The sequence below is a fragment of the Vibrio sp. 10N.261.52.A1 genome (assembly GCF_002876325.1).
GTDB lineage: Bacteria > Pseudomonadota > Gammaproteobacteria > Enterobacterales > Vibrionaceae > Vibrio > Vibrio chagasii.
Genome location: NZ_MCYD01001407.1, coordinates 1 through 3,170 on the forward strand (window position 1 = coordinate 1; position 3,170 = coordinate 3,170).

Here is a 3,170-nt window from a genome sequence, read left to right on the forward strand (position 1 = left end):
GGATAGAAACGCGCACGTTCCGCGATACCACCAGAAACTATTGCAGGTATTGCTGCTGCAAAGGTCATTAGGAAAAAAAACTTAACCAATTCGTACCCATTACCTTGGGACAATGTTTCTGCGTCGGCAAAAAAGTGCGCGCCGTAAGCCACCCAATAACCGATAAAGAAATAAGCGATGGCGGAGACACCAAAGTCTGAAAGGATCTTAACCAGCGCGTTGACTTGGTTTTTCTTTCGCACAGTACCGACTTCGAGAAAAGCAAAGCCAGCGTGCATCAAGAAGACCATGATCGCGCCGAGTAAGAGGAATAAAGTATCTGAACTTTGGGTAAGGGTTTGTACTGCACTATGAACTTGAGTCACCGTTTCACTCATTAAAGCATTCTCCTTTCGCTTTATCTGATTTGCACTGATATCGTGCGATTCAATATCGTAATTAATTAAAGACTCAACAGTGAACGCAAGATGTGTTCCAAGTGTATGGTGTAATTTTGGTGCAACAGTTTTTGTTTTTAAGCTGTTGATTTTGAATGGCTAAATATTTAGGTGCACTTTTATGGATCTTAAATATCGGAAAAATAACAACACCAACTGCACCAAATAAGGGAGTTGCACCATATTGAGGCGGTCAATGAGTGGGTCTGGATATAGAGATCGAACGCAACTGACGGCTATGTTTCTAGCCGGAGACCTAAAAACAAAAAGCCCAGTGAAATAATCACTGGGCTTTGCTTTCGAGCTTTAGCTAACGCACTGGCGTTACAGGTTTGGTCCTGTAGACGGGTTTTGCGGTAGATTTTGACTTAAACGCTGCATACCTTGATACATGCGGATAAACCAAACCACAATCGCAACCCCACCGAATAACATACCTACATATGGAATGTAGTAAGCGATGTCATCGATGATATGGTTTTGATACCAGTAATCGTTCACGCCGATTAACACGCCGTTTGAGGTCGCTACCGTTACGATAAGAACTACAAAGAAGGTTAGGTTCAAGAAGAACGAGCGGATCAAGCCGTAGTAATGGGTATCCACTACTTCGCCATCTTCGCCTTTGTCTAAACGGTAGCCAGCGTAGATAATCGCAATCACACCAGAGATAAGACAAGTAAATGGTGTAAAGCAGCTTAGGATGTAAGCAACCCAAATACCTTTATGAGTTTTGTTCATTCTTATTCACCCCTTCCGTTTTCTCTGTTGTTGCGTTTGCGCTTTGTTCAACGCCGTTTTTCTCTTGTTCCATTACTTCGTTGTACCAAAGATCATGGTGCTCTTTCGCCCAGGTTTCATCAACTTCACCCGTTACCATGCCTTCTAGTGCGCCTTCCATACCGAACAGGCCGATATAGATGTGGAACACGAAACCACAGATAAGGATCAGAGCAGCCAACATATGAACTAAGTTTGAAAGCTCCATATCACGGCGAGTTTGACCAAAGATTGGGAAGTCCAATACCAAACCACTGATTGCAGCGACACTACCCATAACGATAAGTAGCCAGAACAGCGCTTTTTCACCAGCATTTGAGAACTCTGCAGACGGGTGAGAACCTTTATGTTTCCCTACCATACCGCCAAGTTTCAAGAACCACTGGATATCCACTTTCTTAAAGATCGATTTACGCCACCATTTGATAAGCACTGCCATCAATAGCACGTAGAAAATCGGACCAATGTAGTTGTGGTACTGCTTTGCCAATAGAATGATAAAGCCCCATAGATCCGTTGGGATGTATGGCTTCAAGAAGTGCTTACCATAAACCAACATCAAGCCACTGAACGCCAGTGTCAGGAAGGTAAACGCCATGCTCCAGTGCAATGCACGATCCAGTCGAGACCAACGTTTGATCTTACGACCTGTTCTTGGTGCACTGAGCATCAATGGACCAATCACTACGTACATCAGAGTGACAAAAGCGATACTACCAAAGATAGCCACAGCACCAGCTGGTGACATCCACTTCTCTTTTAAGATGTACCAAGTTTGACCTGGTGTACTGATGAGTACGCCATGCTCAGGAGACTGAGATGTGGTGTAACCTGATTGTCCATCTCTAACTTGTCGCCAGTAATCCGCACCAGCAAGTTGAACCACTTCTCTTTCAGCTGAGCTTGCTTGAGTTTGTGATGAGTTCGTCTCAGATGCATGACTCATAGGAGAAAGCATTGTTAGTGCTGCCAACATTGGCAGCACAACAAGGAAGAGACGCTTAAACATTGTAAGCATATGTCTCTCCTACTTAGCTCTTAGTTGCGTCGTAAGACAGGTCATTACCGTCTGTCCAGCCCGCGCCTTTCGCACCACGTTCAACAACACGTTGACGGAAAACATCAGAAACTTTCTCTGCGTCGCCCGCAAGCAGTGCTTTGGTAGAACATAGTGAAGCACACATTGGAAGCTTACCTTCAGCAATACGGTTCGCACCGTACTTCTGACGTTCTTCTACAGAACCTGGTTCTGTTTCAGGGCCGCCAGCACAGAAGGTACATTTGTCCATCTTACCGCGCTCACCAAATGCTTCCTGTTTAGGGAATTGAGGTGCGCCAAACGGACAAGCAAACAAACAGTAACCACAACCGATACACAGATCTTTGTTGTGAAGCACGATGCCGTCTTCTGTGTGTTCAAAACAGTCTGCAGGACAAACTGCCATACACGGTGCATCAGTACAGTGCATACACGCTACTGAGATTGAGTTTTCACCCGGTTCGCCATCGTTCAATGTCACAACGCGACGACGTTGAATACCCCATTCCAGAGCATCATCGTTTTCATTCTTACATGCAGTGACACAACCGTTACACTCGATACAACGCTTGGTGTCACAAAGAAATTTCATTCTAGCCATTTTAAGACTCCTTACGCTTTACGAATATTACAAAGGGTTACTTTCGTTTCCTGCATCAACGTGACAGGGTCGTAACCATAGGTGGTTGCTGTGTTAGCAGCTTCACCAATAACGTAAGGATCAGTGCCTTCTGGGTACTTAGAACGCAAATCTTCACCTTGGAACTTACCACCGAAGTGGAATGGGATGAACGCCAAACCCGGTTTAACACGACGTGTTACCATCGCTTTCACCTTAATACGGCCCTTCTCTGCACCTTCAACCCAAACATCATCACCGTCTTTAAAGCCGATGTCGTTTGCGTCTTTCGGGT

General features: G+C 45.0%; 4 protein-coding genes and 1 pseudogene. All 5 read right to left on the minus strand.

The annotated features are described in order from the left end of the window. Positions 1–377 (minus strand): annotated as a pseudogene (locus tag BCT81_RS28435) (ammonium transporter); the annotation flags it as partial. 384 nt (positions 378–761) lie between these two features. Further along, a complete protein-coding gene (locus BCT81_RS28440) occupies positions 762–1,178 on the minus strand; it encodes a hypothetical protein (protein WP_102426607.1) in 417 nt (138 codons plus the stop codon). Further along, positions 1,162–2,235 carry a formate dehydrogenase subunit gamma gene (locus BCT81_RS28445; RefSeq protein ID WP_102426608.1) on the minus strand — a complete coding sequence of 358 codons (1,074 nt, stop codon included), beginning with the start codon at positions 2,233–2,235 and terminating at the stop codon, positions 1,162–1,164. Before BCT81_RS28445 ends, BCT81_RS28440 begins: the two co-directional genes overlap by 17 nt. 13 nt (positions 2,236–2,248) lie before the next feature. Further along, positions 2,249–2,857, minus strand: coding sequence for a formate dehydrogenase FDH3 subunit beta (gene fdh3B / locus BCT81_RS28450; protein WP_004742271.1), 609 nt, complete (start codon positions 2,855–2,857; stop codon positions 2,249–2,251). Between the two features lie 11 nt (positions 2,858–2,868). After that, a partial coding sequence (locus BCT81_RS28455) for a molybdopterin dinucleotide binding domain-containing protein (RefSeq protein WP_277869856.1) occupies positions 2,869–3,170 on the minus strand: 302 nt, incomplete at its 5' end.